The sequence below is a fragment of the Brevibacterium sp. ACRRH genome (genome assembly GCF_022346365.1).
Classification (GTDB): Bacteria; Actinomycetota; Actinomycetes; order Actinomycetales; family Brevibacteriaceae; genus Brevibacterium; species Brevibacterium paucivorans.
In genome coordinates this window covers 412,702-426,909 of record NZ_JAKRMN010000001.1, presented here as the reverse complement: position 1 = coordinate 426,909, position 14,208 = coordinate 412,702, and the positions used below count along the sequence as shown (strand labels likewise).

15 protein-coding genes are annotated in these 14,208 nt (G+C 58.3%); 8 read left to right on the top strand and 7 right to left on the bottom strand.

All coding sequences use genetic code 11. The annotated features are described in order from the left end of the window. The first annotated feature begins 124 nt into the window (after nt 1-124). Entirely contained in the window at nt 125-601 is a 477-nt protein-coding gene (locus MHX53_RS01965) for a MarR family winged helix-turn-helix transcriptional regulator (protein ID WP_239271072.1), read from the top strand. A 71-nt stretch (nt 602-672) separates the two neighbouring features. Here the strand turns inward: MHX53_RS01965 and MHX53_RS01960 are convergent, their stop codons facing one another. From MHX53_RS01960 to MHX53_RS01950, 3 genes are all read right to left on the bottom strand, one after another. Continuing rightward, on the bottom strand, nt 673-2,469 hold the full coding sequence (locus MHX53_RS01960; protein ID WP_239271071.1) for an ABC-F family ATP-binding cassette domain-containing protein: 1,797 nt from the start codon (nt 2,467-2,469) through the stop codon (nt 673-675). A gap of 91 nt (nt 2,470-2,560) precedes the next feature. Then, on the bottom strand, nt 2,561-3,700 hold the full coding sequence (locus MHX53_RS01955) for an MFS transporter (protein WP_239271070.1): 1,140 nt from the start codon (nt 3,698-3,700) through the stop codon (nt 2,561-2,563). Continuing rightward, complete coding sequence (locus MHX53_RS01950; RefSeq protein ID WP_239271069.1) at nt 3,697-4,092, bottom strand: helix-turn-helix domain-containing protein; 396 nt, start codon at nt 4,090-4,092, stop codon at nt 3,697-3,699. Before MHX53_RS01950 ends, MHX53_RS01955 begins: the two co-directional genes overlap by 4 nt. Nucleotides 4,093-4,194: 102 nt before the next feature. On the opposite strand from MHX53_RS01950, the gene MHX53_RS01945 reads away from it, so the two are divergent. The 4 genes from MHX53_RS01945 (at nt 4,195) to MHX53_RS01930 (ending at nt 5,895) form a co-directional block, all read left to right on the top strand. Then, complete coding sequence (locus tag MHX53_RS01945; protein ID WP_239271068.1) at nt 4,195-4,359, top strand: hypothetical protein; 165 nt, start codon at nt 4,195-4,197, stop codon at nt 4,357-4,359. A 5-nt stretch (nt 4,360-4,364) separates the two neighbouring features. Then, on the top strand, nt 4,365-4,661 hold the full coding sequence (locus MHX53_RS01940) for a hypothetical protein (RefSeq protein WP_239271067.1): 297 nt from the start codon (nt 4,365-4,367) through the stop codon (nt 4,659-4,661). Nucleotides 4,662-4,714: 53 nt separating this feature from the next. Further along, entirely contained in the window at nt 4,715-5,071 is a 357-nt protein-coding gene (locus MHX53_RS01935; RefSeq protein ID WP_239271066.1) for a BlaI/MecI/CopY family transcriptional regulator, read from the top strand. Between the two features lie 71 nt (nt 5,072-5,142). Then, nucleotides 5,143-5,895 (top strand): M56 family metallopeptidase, encoded by a 753-nt coding sequence (locus MHX53_RS01930; protein ID WP_239271065.1) that lies wholly within the window; start codon nt 5,143-5,145, stop codon nt 5,893-5,895. Here MHX53_RS01930 and MHX53_RS01925 read toward each other — a convergent pair. Together MHX53_RS01925 and rsmA are read right to left on the bottom strand one after the other, a co-directional pair. After that, nucleotides 5,892-6,872: a 4-(cytidine 5'-diphospho)-2-C-methyl-D-erythritol kinase gene (locus tag MHX53_RS01925; RefSeq protein ID WP_239271064.1), complete on the bottom strand. Its 981-nt coding sequence runs from the start codon at nt 6,870-6,872 to the stop codon at nt 5,892-5,894. The genes MHX53_RS01930 and MHX53_RS01925 overlap by 4 nt on opposite strands. A 2-nt stretch (nt 6,873-6,874) precedes the next feature. Next, nucleotides 6,875-7,777, bottom strand: coding sequence for a 16S rRNA (adenine(1518)-N(6)/adenine(1519)-N(6))-dimethyltransferase RsmA (gene rsmA / locus MHX53_RS01920; protein ID WP_239271063.1), 903 nt, complete (start codon nt 7,775-7,777; stop codon nt 6,875-6,877). 33 nt (nt 7,778-7,810) lie between these two features. Here rsmA and MHX53_RS01915 point away from each other — a divergent pair, with 33 nt between their 5' ends. Then, a complete protein-coding gene (locus MHX53_RS01915) occupies nt 7,811-9,025 on the top strand; it encodes a class I SAM-dependent methyltransferase (protein ID WP_239271062.1) in 1,215 nt (404 codons plus the stop codon). A gap of 35 nt (nt 9,026-9,060) precedes the next feature. Here MHX53_RS01915 and MHX53_RS01910 read toward each other — a convergent pair whose 3' ends face one another. Further along, nucleotides 9,061-10,662 (bottom strand): glycoside hydrolase family 3 N-terminal domain-containing protein, encoded by a 1,602-nt coding sequence (locus tag MHX53_RS01910; protein ID WP_239271061.1) that lies wholly within the window; start codon nt 10,660-10,662, stop codon nt 9,061-9,063. Nucleotides 10,663-10,716: 54 nt separating this feature from the next. Between MHX53_RS01910 and MHX53_RS01905 the strand changes: the two genes are divergently transcribed. Both MHX53_RS01905 and MHX53_RS01900 read left to right on the top strand, forming a co-directional pair. After that, a complete protein-coding gene (locus tag MHX53_RS01905) occupies nt 10,717-11,577 on the top strand; it encodes a sulfurtransferase (RefSeq protein ID WP_239271060.1) in 861 nt (286 codons plus the stop codon). 42 nt (nt 11,578-11,619) lie between these two features. After that, the gene (locus tag MHX53_RS01900) at nt 11,620-12,771 is read left to right on the top strand and encodes a glutamate--cysteine ligase (protein ID WP_239271059.1); all 1,152 of its coding nucleotides are present in this window, start codon (nt 11,620-11,622) and stop codon (nt 12,769-12,771) included. Nucleotides 12,772-13,226: 455 nt separating this feature from the next. Here the strand turns inward: MHX53_RS01900 and MHX53_RS01895 are convergent, their stop codons facing one another. After that, the gene (locus tag MHX53_RS01895) at nt 13,227-13,823 is read right to left on the bottom strand and encodes a hypothetical protein (protein ID WP_239271058.1); all 597 of its coding nucleotides are present in this window, start codon (nt 13,821-13,823) and stop codon (nt 13,227-13,229) included. Nucleotides 13,824-14,208: the final 385 nt, after the last annotated feature.

Genomic DNA, 14,208 nt, shown 5'->3' with positions numbered 1-14,208 from the left:
AGCGGATTCACCGAAAAGACACACCGCGTTCACATACACTTCAAAATGAGACAGACATGCCACCTGATCAGGCATTGTCTATCATTGCAGTATGTTGCCTGATTCCCTGAATGAACTATTTGATATGACGGGGTCCGACGAATTCCCTTCACCAGGCACCAACGATGACGAACTCGCCGGACTTACGCATGCTCTGATTCGCCAGAGCACAATTTTACGCGTCGTAGGCTCACGCTTCGCGCGCGACAATGACATGAACCACGTCGACTTCTACGTTCTTTTGTCAGTAATGACCGCGAGCGATCAAGACATCACTGTCACGCCGGGGTACATTTCTGAACACCTGTCTCTCTCTGCGTCGACCTTGACGTCGATCCTTGAACGACTGTCAGACCGTGGCCTCATTGTGCGTGACCGCGATGCCGCAGATAAGCGTCGCATCGTCTTGTACTACACGGAGGACGCTGCCCGTCTCGCAGTCGATTTTTACCGTCGTTTAGGTCGCACACTCGAACCTATGGCTCAGGCTCACCGCGATGAGATGAGCCAGATGACGAACACCTTCAACCGCGTCGCGCAAACCCTCTGCAAGAACGTGTAGAAACACAGCCAGATCAAAACAACCGAATAGAATCGCGCCTCGGGTGGAACCAAACCACCCGAGGCACTTCTCTACTCCAACTGCTCAGACAGCTCAAGCCACTGCAGTTCCAGCTCGTCCTTTTCTTCGAGCAGTTCATTGCGTGAAGCAGAAAGCTGTGCCAAGCCTTCGAAATCGGATTGGTCTTGCTCTGCGATCGTGCTATCCAGTCGCGCAACTTCACTGTCGATCCGCTCAAGTTTGCGCGTCACGGCCTGCACTTCTTTGGTGATTCTCCGGTGTTCCGCGGAACTGAGCCCGTGTGAGTTCTCAGCGGGTTTGGTGGGCGTTTGTGTCTGCCGAGGTGCTGCGTCCTCCCGCTGTTGCAGGGCAAAGTACTCATCGACTCCGCCGGGCAGGTGGCGTACGTGCCCGCCGTGTACCGCGTACTGGTGGTCGGTGACGCGTTCCGTGAAGTAGCGGTCGTGCGAAATGACGATGAGCGTGCCCGGCCACTGATCGAGCAGGTCTTCCATGGCAGCGAGCATGTCGGTATCCATGTCGTTGGTGGGCTCGTCAAGAATCAGAACGTTCGGCTCATCCATGAGAACGATGAACAGTTGAAGTCTGCGCTTTTGACCACCCGAAAGGTCTTTCACACGGGACTTAAGAACGCCTCCCAGCCCCAACTTCTCAAGGAGCTGGCTCGGTGTCAGGTCCCCTTGCACGGTCTGCACTTCGCGTTTGCGCCCCACGATTTCGCGCACGAAGTCGTCTTGGACATCGTCAAGTTCTCGCAGTTGTTGGTCAAGAAGGGCCACGCGCACGGTCTTGCCGCGCTTCACCCTGCCCGAGGCGGGTTCAACTCGTCCTGTTAAGAGGCCTACCAGCGTGGATTTTCCAGCACCGTTTGCACCCAAAATGCCAATCCGGTCGCCGGGCCCCACGATCCAGTCGGTCGGTTCGATGACCGTGCGAACGACCTCGGGATTGTCATCTGTGGCGAACGCAGCCGAGGCACCCACCATTTCAAAAACATCTTTGCCCAGCCGTGAAGTCGCCATGGATACGAGTTCAACCGTGTCGCGCACAGGAGGTTCGCCTGCGATCAACGCGTTCGCCGCATCAATACGGAACTTGGGTTTGGAGGTGCGGGCGGGGGCACCTCGGCGAAGCCACGCGAGTTCTTTTCGCATCAAGTTTTGGCGTTTAGCTTCTTCCGCCTGTGCTTGCCGGTCACGCTCGACCCGTTGCAGAACATATGCCGCGTAGCCGCCGTCGTAGGCGTCGACTGTGGCGTCGTGGACTTCCCACGTGCGGGTCGTCACCTCGTCGAGGAACCACCTGTCGTGGGTGACGGTCAAGAACGCGCCTTGCCCGGCTGGCCACCGCTTCTTTACGTGTTCAGCTAGCCACCGCACACCCGTCATGTCCAAATGGTTGGTGGGCTCATCCAAAATGAGCACGTCCCACGGTTGGGCCAGAAGAGCTGCAAGTGCAACCCTGCGTCGCTGTCCCCCAGACAGGCTCTGAGTAGGAGTATCGAGCGGAAGGTCACCCAAAAGCCCGTGGATCACGTCGCGTTTCTCGGCGTCCGAGGCCCATTCGTGGTCGGGAACGTCGCCTACCACCGCGTGGCGCACCGTGGCAGACTCCCCCAAATCGTCACTTTGACGCAAGTACCCAATCCGGGTGCCACCTCGGGAGGTTACCCGGCCGGAGTCCGGCGGTAAGTCAGAGGACAGAATCCGAATGAGCGTGGACTTCCCGTCGCCGTTGCGCCCCACGATCCCAATGCGGTCCCCCGCAGACACCCCAACGGTCACGTCGTCAAGAACGACCCGGTTGGGGTAGGACAGACTGATCGATTCAGCGCCTAACAGGTGCACGCACGGTCCCTTCTATAGATACGTCATAACTAGATTACTTCCGACTGCGACTGTATCCATGCGACTGCCAGGCATTAAGCACGCAAAGCACTTAAGCACGCGCCATCCGGATGCGAAACAGTTGCAGAATGCATGCAATAACAGCCGGAACTACCGCAATAAGCGCCAAACCCGCACCTGCAACACCAGCATCAATGACGATCGCTCCAGCCGACGCGCCAAGCGCAGAGCCTAAGTAGTTTGCCGATGCATTAGCTGCGACTGCTGTTGTGCCATCGGCCGGGTTCGCCGTAATCAACGTGTGCTGTTGTGGCGCTAGAGAGGACCAACCGAGCACACCCCACGCGAATACGCACATGGCAGAAACAACAACGGACACGTTCCAGCCAAGTAGCGCAAAGGTTACCGCCAACATAGCCGTAATAAACACCGTCACCAGCAAGGGGCGTGGCACTGCGTCAACCACACGTCCCACCAAGAGGGCACCGACCGCACCGCCGATTCCCCACACCCAAATTAGCCACATCTTGTGATGACTGAGCCCCAGCCCATCCAGCAGTGGCAAAAAGTATGTGTACAGCCCAAGCGAAGATACACCCGTCAAAAGCGTCACTAGCATTGTCACCACATTGGGTCCCCGGGTAAGTGTGACTAGACGAGCCCGAAGCGAGGGCGCAGCAACATCCGCGATACCGCTCTTGCCACGCATAGATATTCCGATCGTGGCTATAAGCCCCACTGCGGCAATCAGGCCAAAGGTCCACCTCCATGACATCGCGTGCGCAACAAGTAGCCCCACCGGAACTCCAAACACCGTTCCACACGCCAAACCCGCCAAAACGAGCGACAACGCACGCCCCCTTCGCTCAGCAGGAACTGAAGCTGCCGCCACGGATGACGAGAGCGGCGAGAATATACCCGCAGCCGCCCCTGCAACGACACGGGAAATAATAAACAGACCGACAGATACCGCAATCGCCGACCCGATATTGGCAATCACAAACACGACAAGCGCGAGAAATAACGACCGGGACGCACTTCTTCCGGCCGCCCCAGCCAAGATCGGACCGACGACAGCATACGCGGCGGTAAACCCGGCCACACCGATCCCAACCATTCCCGCGGTGGCATCAAGATCAGTTGCGATCGTGGGCAACAGGCCGGCGATCACGTAAGCGTCCAGACCAAGCACAACACTGCCAAGAACGTATGGCCACAGCTTCGTTATCACGCGCGATCCACCCCTCCTTGGCCAGCGTGCTCCTCTTCCAGCGACACAATGAGGGACTTCAGTAAACCCGGAAACCGCCTTTCCACATCATCAAAGCGCAAAGAGATAAGGCACGAACGGCCCTGCGATCGAGTAAACGTCACACCGTTCTCGCGCAAGATACGCGTGTGATACGTCAGTGTCGAGCGAGGAAGGTCATCGGCCAGATCTAAGCTGTCAGCTTCCTCCACAGACGCTAACCGCCTGACCATTTCTAGCCGGACCGGATCGCTGAGCGCATACAACACACGAGCAAGAACCAGGTCGTCGGCGTCTGGGTGGGTGTATGTCCGAGGTGGTGTCACGTCGCCTCCTAAATTGATCCACAAGCCATTGTGCAAGATGTCCTGCACGATTATAGTGCAAGATTTCTTGCACAGTAGAGAGACAAACCTCACTCATTTTCACAAGCGCGATAGTCTGAGAAGAAGCTCCCCGGCTCCCAGTGAGGAAAAATGAACAACGACCGCACGAAACGCAACGATTCTCACGACGAAACCACCACTTCCGGAGAGCCCGAAATCGACATCCGTATGGGCCCCAAACTCCAGGAGCAACAAGAGAAAGCCGCGCGCAAGAAGAAGGTCCGCCAAGAGCGCTCCAAGAAAGCCAAGCACTGAAGTCCATGGTGCGACGGGGTATTGAAAAGCACGGTGACGATTTCGCTATTTCGATCGAGCCCACTTCGAGCACGTCCAAGTACGTAGCCGGAGCCACGTTTGATTCCAAAGCCGAGGACCTGACGGCCTGGTATCAACGGACCGACGAAGACGGTAACCCTGTCAACTATGACTATTCGACGGGCGAGTACTTAGACGACAACGGCGACCCCATTGAGGTGGACTCAGCTGAGGAGTCCGCGTCTCCTCAGTCTTCTCAGCCTCCTCAGTCTTCTCAGCCCACCGATGAGGACAAGTCGTAGCGCATTTCGCTAGTGCGACATAGAATAGTGGTTATCTGAGCGAAAGGACGACTGTGGCACGGATCCGCGAATGGGGTGAACTGGAATCCCAAATCATGAATTTCTTGTGGGACGCCCCTGCACCTTTGGGTGCTCGCGACATTCAGCGTCTGTTTGTTGACCACACTCCTGCGTACTCCACCGTGATGACCACGCTTACACGCTTGGAGAAGAAGGGGCACGTCAAACGTGGTGGCCCTTCCCCTCGCAAGACCAAGTTCGAAGCTGTTCGCACTAACGAAGAACAGACTGTGGACGACATGGTGAGCGTGTTAGACCAGGCAAATGACCGCGAAGCCGCTCTTCTGGCGTTCGCCGGGAACCTGGACAGTCGCGACCTTGAGCTTCTGCGTTCGGCGTTCACGAAATAAGGTCAGTGCTCGCCAGCGCAATCACGTGTATCGCCCTCGCGTGTGTCACGGGCGTACTGATACCCATACTCATGCGCACCCGCTTTCAATTGCGGTTTCCTTCCCTGTCGTTGCATGTCCAACTGGGGTCCACGGTGGTGGGCGTGTGGTGTGTGTTCGCGGCTGCCATTTCCCTGGTTGTGTATATGCTCCCCGCCCTCACCTCCACAATTCCTTTCACCAGCGTGTGGGCATTTGTCCTAGCAACCCTGCTAACTATTGCGACTATGGGGTTCTGGGTCATGGCAACCGCACCCGTAACCAAAGATGTGCGTGAGGTGATCGCCACCCTCAACACGCATGTGGTAACCCAAGAAGACCGCCCGGGGTTCACGCTCACCACCGTGGAACACACGTATCCAGCAGCCTTGTCGACTCCCCCAACAGCTGGCCACCCTGGAACCATCATGGTGACAACGGGACTACAGGACGCGTTGACGCCTGGGCAGCTTCAAGCCGTGCTGGCTCACGAATACGCCCATGTGACACAGCGCCACGGCAAAATCCTCTCAATCCTCACAACCCTGGATCAGATGTTGCATGTTTTTGCGCCACTCAAACGTTCGGCAACGCTCCTGGTGGAACTGGCAGCTGACGACATCGCGGCGAAACAAGCGGGGCCGGCAGAACTCGCCAACGCGCTGGCCGTCATGGCAAAAGCAACCGGTGACGAAACCATGTTCCTGCGGGCGGAGCGGCTCACCACCAAGAAGTGGCCACGCGAGCACTGGCGCACGATCCCCGAACCCATCCGGGTCGAAACCTTCGGTTCCCAGTCGCCCTAACCAGGGGTGACAATGTGGGCACCGCACGCCGGGCCCGTCGCACGGACCACGTGCTTCACTGACTCACTGGCTTCCAACAGAACAGTGAGATCCAGCGCGTGAGTGGCCCCCTCGACCAAGAACCCCACCGTGGGCCCAGAGCCGGACATCAACGCCGCCAAGGCGCCTGCCTGCCGCCCGGTGTCGACGACCTCGGCGATGGCAGGCAACAGCCCAAACGCAGCGGGTTCCATGTCGTTGTGCACAACCTGCGCCAACGCGTGCGCGTCCCCCGAACCGACCGCCTGCAACACATCCGCCAGCTGCGTCTGCACGTCACCGGCGTGCGGCGCCTTGCCGCTGTCACGCAGATCGTCTAAGGCGTGGTAGACAACGGGGGTGGAAAGTTCGTCGACCGAGGTGGCAAGCACCCAGGTGAACTCGCCGGAGCTTAAGATGGGGCTGAGTTCATCGCCTCGGCCGGTTCCCACAGCGAAGCCGCCACGTAGAGCAAACGGAACATCGGCGCCTAGTTCGGCGCCCACTGTACGCAGAAGATCTGGGTCGTTGATGCCCGCGAGTTTCGCATAGGCGACAAGGGCGGCAGCCGCGTCGGCCGATCCGCCACCCATGCCACCGGCAACGGGAACGTTCTTTTCGATTTCGACCTCGACGGGAACGTGTACACCGGTTTGGGCAGCCAAGCGGTTGATCGCAGACACCGCCAAGTTCGAGTGATCCAGCGGGATCGCCGTCGAACCGAACCGGCCCTTGAGCGTCACTGCGTGAACGGGGCTGAGCCCGGGGTACGTGTCGTTTCCGGACATGTTGCGCACCACGGTGTCCGGCTGGTCGAAGCACGGGCGCAGCGTGACCTCTTCATACATGTCGAGGGCTTGAAAAACGGTGACAAGTTCGTGGTATCCGTCCTCCATGCGGTCGCCCACGTGGAGGAACACGTTGATTTTCCCGGGCGCTCGCGCGGTCACGGCTGTCATGCTTAGGCCTCCCCGGCTGTGGTGGGCACGTTCTGTGGGGCTGTGTGTGGCGTGCTGTTCTCGCGCGCACGCCACGTGCGTGCAATCGTGATGAACGCGTCGATGTCCAGGGCTTCACCGCGAGTCTTGGGATCGACGCCCGCGTCCACCAGCACCTGTTCAGAATCCGCGCCTGACCCTACAAGGCCGGCGAGCGCCTGCCTGAGCGTCTTACGGCGCTGGGCAAAGGCCGCGTTGACCACATCAAACGTGGCCCTTCGCAGTTCCTCGTCACCGTATGGTTCCGCGTGTTTCACGATCCGCACCAGCCCGGAGCCAACGTTGGGGGCCGGCCAAAAGACGTTCTTCCCAATGTCCGACCCGCGAGTCACGGCTCCGTACCACTTGGCCTTCACGCTGGGTGCCCCGTACACCCGCGAACCTGGGGTGGCAGCCAGACGGTCTGCCACCTCGGCCTGCACCATCACCAACACCGAGGTCAGCGACGGGAACGTTTCCAGGAAGTGCATGAGCACCGGAACAGCCACATTGTACGGCAAGTTCGCCACCAGAGCCGTGGGAGTGGTGGGAAGTTCGGTGACGTGAAGGGCGTCGGCATTGATAAGGGTGAGCGGGTGGGCGTCCGGGGCGTGTTCGTCGATGGTGCGCGGAAGCCGGGAGGCCAGCAACGTGTCGATCTCGACGGCCGTGACAGGGTGGCCTGCTTCCAGCAGCCCCAGCGTGAGCGACCCTAATCCCGGGCCGATTTCCACGACCTGCTCGCCGGGGGTCAGCTGTGCTTCTTCCACGATCATGCGCACCGTGTTTGGGTCGATCACGAAGTTTTGACCACGCGTTTTCGTGGGGCGAAGCCCCAGTTCATGTGCAATCTCGCGAACGGTGCGCGCGGTCAGTAGTGTGCTCACGTCTCCACCCTATACGCCAGTTACGATAGTGAAATGGATCCCAGCACTTTGAAACAACTTCTTGACGTTTCTGCTTTAAAGATTCTGGATTCACTCGATTACGACCGTTCGCGTGAGTTGCAGCTGAATAAGCAGTTGAGAGGGCAGGGTTTGAGCCCTGAACTCACGGCGGCGATCCTCACACAGGCTCAGTTGCGCATCGAGGCCGAGGACAAGTTTGGTCCGTTTGCGTCACACATGTTGTTTACCCGCGACGGGTTGGCGCAGGCCACGCGGCTTCCGGTTGCCGCCCACCACGCGGCGCGCATGCGTCAGGCTGGGGTCACCTCGGTTGTTGATTTGGGGTGCGGGGTTGGTGCGGATGCGCTGGCTTTTGCGGGCACGGATGTGCAGGTGCGCGCCGTTGAGATTGATGAGGTGACCGCTGCGATCGCGGCGTTCAATATGCGTGAGTTCCCCACCGCCGAGGTCGTTCACGGTGCCGCTGAGGATCAGGACCTGGCGGGGTTTGACGCGCTGTGGTGCGACCCCGCCCGCAGGTCGGGTTCGCACCGGGATGGGCAAGCGCGAAGGCTCAGTGATCCGGAGTCGTTTTCGCCTTCCCTGTCGTGGGTGGTTGAGAAGGCCGCCGAGGTGCGAGCAGCTGGCGTGAAGATGGGACCGGCGTTGGATCATGCGCTCGTGCCGGACGAGTGGGAAGCCCAGTGGGTTTCGCACAATGGCGATGTCGTTGAAGTGGCTCTGTACGCGGGCGACGCGTGCCAGCGTGCGGGGCGCTCTGCTCTTCTCATGGGCGATGGGCCAGGCACGCTCACGGTACATGAGTCCGAGGTGCCCACTGAGGACGAACCCGGGGTTGGTGAACTGGGCGAGTATCTGTTTGAACCTGACGGCGCCCTAGTGCGCGCCGGGCTAGTCACTGCCCTGTGTGACCCTCTAGGTGCGTGGCGGATTTCGCCCAAGATTGCGTACCTGACGGGTGAAGCTCTTGTGACGGGCATCGCGCAGCGCGCGGTGTCTCAGTACCGGATTGTTGACGTGTTGCCCGCCGGTATTAAAGCGTTGCGCCAAGCTTTGAAGGCCCGCAACATTGGCAAGGTCATCATTAAGAAACGTGGAATGGATATTGTTCCCGAGAAGGTACGTCGCCAGCTGAAGCTCACCCAGGGCAGCGAGTCAGCGACTTTGGTTTTCACCCGTGTGGGCGAAAAACACGTGGTGTTGTTGACGCAGCCCGTGACGGCGTAACCAGCGGGCGCCGGGCGCCGGACGCCCAGCCAGCGCTACTTTCCGCACTGAGGCGACTTACCGCGAACCTTCACGGGGACCTGCGCCTTCGCCTCCAGTGTGCCTGCCATGTATTTGGCTGCGGCATCCATCGCGTACTCATTGCCGGAATAGGTGGCGATGACGGTGTGGGCCTTGGCTCGGTCCACGTTCCACGGGGCACCGATTCCCACAACGTACTTCGCCCCGTCCGCCGGTTTTTGTCCCACGCTCACGGTGGGACCGTTACCAACAGATATGCCATTGTTTTTGAACGCTTCTGTCAGCCGCTTGACCGCCACCTGGTCATCGCCAACGACGCGGGCCTGCTTCAGTGGCTTAGCCACTTTGCACTCACCGCTCACAACAGAAAGCGACTCTTCCGCATACGCACGCAACGCGTCCTCAGGCTTGGGGGCACTCCCCTTGGCGGTCTCAGCGCTACGCTTGTGCCACAGGCTCAGTGACACCACTCGGATTGCCGCCTCCGTCAACCGTTTACGTGGCAGGTCGCCGCTCTTCACCGCCTTCACGATGCTCGCGTGAGCATGCTCGATGTCGTTTGGCATAAGCGCCAGGTCAGCACCCGCCTTAATCGCCGTGAGTGCCGCGTCCTTTTGCGTGATCGCTCCCATGTTCAGCGCATCGGTCACTGCCACATGCTCAAAGCCAACGTCTTTACGCAAAGTTTCGTACACCTCGGGGTTGAGATCAGCAGGGAGCTTTTCCTTCCCGGGCAACGCAATGTGGCCAACCATGACCATAGGGACCCCCACCTCGGCGGCTTTTCTAAACGGTTCAAACTCCGTTTTGCCCAGCTTTTTGAGCGACTTCTTGGACACCGGCAGGGATTCGTGCGAATCGACCGTGAGGGAACCGTGGCCCGGAAAGTGTTTGGCGGCCGAACCAATCCCAGCCTTGCTATACCCGTTCACTGCGGCCGCGACCGTGTCGCTCACCGAGCCAGGTTTGTCGCCGGCAGACCGCACGTTGATTGCTGGGTCTTTCGCACCCACGGTGACATCGGCGACAGGGGCAAAGTCGATCGAAAAACCGGCGTCGCGTAGTTCCGCACCTTGCGCGTGGGTCGCGTTGGTGACTGTGTCCTTGTTGCGCACGGCCCCACCGGCCATGAGTGGCGGGAACGGCATGGTTGCCGAACGTACGCGGGCAACGGGGCCGCCTTCCTGGTCGACTGAGGTCAGAACCGGCCAGTCGCGGTCTTTGCCGCCTTCCTTTATGGCCGAGGTGGTCGCCTGCAGGTCTTTCAACGTGGCTGTTTCGCCCAGGTTGTATGTCATGACGATGCTGCCCGACAGGTGCAAGCGTTTGATGGTGTCCGCGGCGACCTTCGGATCCGTTCCGTGGTACGTCATCATCAAAACAGATCCGGCCAGTTCTTCATCCGACATCTGTTCGACGATCTTTTTTGCTTCCGCAGTGTCCTCTTCGCTGATTCCTTCAATCGGCGCCGGGCCTTGGGGCTCAGGGGCGTTGGAAGTGGTTTGGGACTTTTCGGCTTTCTGCGCGGGGTCTGACGTGTGCGTGGGGGTCCCTTGGGATCCTCCACAACCGGCCAATAACAGAGCACAGATTCCTGCGGTAATTAAACGACGCATGAGCCCAAGTTTAGCTAGGCTGTTATGTGCAATTGCTAAACGAGAGGCGACTCAATGACGCAGTACGTGATCGACGTGGATCAACTTCACCCGCTTCTGGGTACACCCCGTGTTCGGATCCTGGATGTGCGGTGGACCTTGGACAAGCCCAACGGTTACCCGGACTATCTGGAAAACCACATTCCCGGCGCCACGTACGTATCTCTGGACGAACAGCTGTCTGGCCACCGCCCCGATCAACCACACCTGGGTCGCCACCCACTTCCCAGCGTTGAGGAGTTTCAGCAGACTCTGCAGTGCCTGAGTGTTGACGAGAAGTCCACGGTTGTCATCTATGACGACGCTTCGTCGCTTGCGGCGGCCCGCGCGTGGTGGCTGTTTATGTGGGCGGGGCTCACGAACGTTCGCGTACTCAACGGAGGCCTGGCCGCCTGGAAGGACGCTGGCTACGAACTGGAACACGGCCCAGACACCAATGAACGCGTGCCGTCGTCATACTCCGTCACCCCAGCCCTTCCCACTACCGATGCAGCCGGGGCAGCTGAACTCGCCCGCACCGGCATCCTCATCGACTCCCGCGCCGCCGAACGCTACCGCGGGGACAACGAACCCATGGACCCCAAGGCCGGCCACATTCCCGGTGCCATTAACCGGCCCACAACCCTCAACACCCCTAACGGGCTGTGGCTCTCAGAGGACGAACTACGCAAGGCGTGGAACGACCTCGGCGTGCTGGATGAAACGGGCAAGGTTACCGCGGAAGTGGGGGTTTACTGCGGGTCTGGTGTCACAGCGTGTCATAATGCGTTGAGCCTGATGAGCGTGGGCGTGACCCCGGTTTTGTACGGTCCTTCCTGGTCAGGGTGGTCATCGGACGATTCAAACCCCGTTGCGACAGGCGACCAAGCGAGCTAGCTCACACCGTATCTTCCTGGGCTACGCACTAGGATTGCGATCATGGTTGATTTTGCGCAGTCCCCCCGTTCGACCTTAGGGATCGAATGGGAGCTAGCCCTGGTTGACAAGGAAAATTTGGACTTGGTGCCCCGCGCCGGGGAGGTCCTCAACCTTGTTGCTGATGCTGGTCTCGATTCGTGCATCGTGGGCGAAATGCTCACGAACACGGTCGAGGTTGTTACCGGGGTGCATGAGCGCGTGTCTGACGCAGTTGCGGACCTCAAGGATTCTGTTGCGCAGCTTCGCGAAATCACCAACCCGCTGGGCCTGGACCTCATGAGTGCGGGAACTCACCCGTTTGCGCACTGGCGCGAACAACAGGTGACCGACAAAGAGCGTTACGCAGAACTCATCAACCGCACGCAGTGGTGGGGCCACCACATGCTCATTTACGGGGTTCACACGCACGTCGGTATCGACAAACGCGAGTATGTGTTGCCCATTATGAACGCACTCATGTGCTACGTGCCGCATCTGCAAGCGGTGAGTGCGTCCAGCCCGTTTTGGGAAGACACGGACACTAGTTACGCATCCAACCGCGCCATGTTGTTCCAGCAGTTGCCCACCGCTGGGTTGCCGTACCCGTTCACCGAATGGCGCGAGTACGACAAGTACGTACGCGACATGCTCAAGACCGGCGTGATTGACCAGATCAATGAGATCCGGTGGGATATCCGGCCTGCTCCTAAGTGGGGAACCATTGAGGTGCGGGTGTGTGATGGGATGCCTACCATCGCCGAGGTCGCCGCAGTGACCGCGTTCGTCCAGTGTCTGGTGCACCACTTCTGCGATCGCTTGGACCGCGGGTTGAGTTTGCCCACCATGCCGCAGTGGTTCCACGTGGAAAACAAGTGGCGTGCCGCGCGTTACGGGATGGACGCGATCATCATTGAAAACGAGCTGGGGCGTGAACGCCTGGTGAAGCACGTGATTGCTGATGAGGTGGAGTTCTTGGCCCCGATTGCTCGTGAACTTGGGTGCGAGGATGAGCTTCTGGGCATGTTAGAGTTCGCACGCATTGGCGCGTCATATGAGCGCCAGCGAGCCGTCTACGAAAACACGGGCGACATGTTCCAAGTGGCCAAGCTTTTGGCTGACGAGTTCAAGTCCACGAAGCCTTCTGAAGTCACCCCTGGGTCTGGCGCGGAGTAAGTTACTGGTTTACCCACCACAAGTGAGCTGCTGAGGTGGTTTGTCCCGTTTTCTCTACAAAGGCCAGCACACTTTCGTGTGGGGTGTAGAGTAACGGGCCGATTTTGGGCCGAAAACGTGAACAAAACGAACAAAAAGGGCAATTAGTCAACACCCCTTTCGAGAGGTGTCGGGTAAACCACTCAGCGCGGTCCCCAGCACACACGACTTAGTGGCACAGGTGTACCCGGGAAATCGGGTTTTCCACAGATCGTTCATGGGCTATAGCACAATCGAACCCCGGGGCCTACATTCAGCGCATGGAGTTCGAAAACACGTCACACCACACCCTGCATGTTCCAATGTCTTTACAGGAGGCGCGTACGCGTGGTCTCCGCTCATCACAGCTCACACCGGCATTCCTTAGAGACCACAAACTGAGGGGAACACCTCTAGTTGGTGCACAGATAGAGATACTATTGTTGAGCAGGCTTGTGATCAGCTAAGAACGCTTGCAACGTGTTGTACTCATGTTCGTACTTGGAGGCAGGCGAATTCGGTTGCTGAAGCAACCCCGTTCCCGTCACTAATCCAGTTGCTTCGTCTCGGGCGAAACATGGGTAGACAAGACTAAGCATCGTTTCCACCTTTTCAATCCTCTCATCTTTATTTTCCGCAAACGCGGATTCGCAACAGTAATGAAATGTCCCCAGCGCAATGTCTACCAGCGAGTTAAAATGCGAAAAGCGATGGTCCGTAAATGAGTAATGAATAATTTCCGGAATTCCTATGATCTCATCTTTAAAGGGAATCTGACTTTGTGCAATTTTTGCTATTTCATTGTTACTCCATTTTTCGTCCACACGGTCAAGACAAACAGCGCCAGGCTCGTCTTGCAAGAAAATTTTTGCATAGTGGCGAAAAAGGTTTTGCATATTCCATACAACTCCCTCAGTTCGCTTCAACGGATTGGCAATACTGTGATGAATGTACAGCGCGAGAAACTTAATATCCAGTTCCTTAATAAGCTCAAGCGCCTCTCTTTTCGACGCCGTCCAATCTTCAATCGACACCCTCTCCTTAGGCCTCGAATTCGAACTGAACTTGAATGGGTCCGTTTGACTGTAGTTAAACTTATTTCGAATTTCCTTAGTGCGCGCTGTAGCAGTTATAAACTGATTTTCGTCAGCAACTAAACCGCCGATATAGAAAAACTTTTCTTTTCCTGAACGGCCGGTTTCATCGACATGAAACGTATACAAATTTACCTCCGGTAAGTCTGGGATATACCAAGCTAGAATTCTAAAGGTGAGTTCGCTACCAGGTTAGATGTCTATCTTCCATCTGCAGATACTCAGGGCGTCAAGCATCACCGCCCCTGCGCTTTAGGCATGGCTGCCGCAGCACTTGTTGGTCCCGAGTCGCTACAGGTGTTGGGTAAACCGGTCACGCGCGGAA